Annotated in this window: 1 protein-coding gene; it reads right to left on the minus strand. The window is 45.3% G+C overall.

Features of this window, described 5'->3' with window-relative positions; genetic code table 11:
- The coding region (locus AVJ20_RS18235; RefSeq protein WP_265735984.1) for a Mur ligase family protein at positions 1-212 on the minus strand (212 nt) is incomplete at both ends.

Genomic DNA, 212 nt, shown 5'->3' on the forward strand with positions numbered 1-212 from the left:
GACCCGGTGGCACCTTTTAACTCGGGCGCAGTTGCGATCAAGGCAGATAAGTCAAAACCCGCTTGCTCCGCTGAAATTAAGCTCGCCACAATATTTTCAATATTGAAGTGTCCCAATAATGGACTTTGCACCACAAATTCAGCTTGAGCAGTACGCAATTTAAATTGTGCGCCCGTTAAGCTGTATTGAATATCCGTCACTTGATAATCCGC

Source organism: Acinetobacter sp. CFCC 11171 (assembly GCF_003268405.1).
Lineage (GTDB): Bacteria > Pseudomonadota > Gammaproteobacteria > Pseudomonadales > Moraxellaceae > Acinetobacter > Acinetobacter amyesii.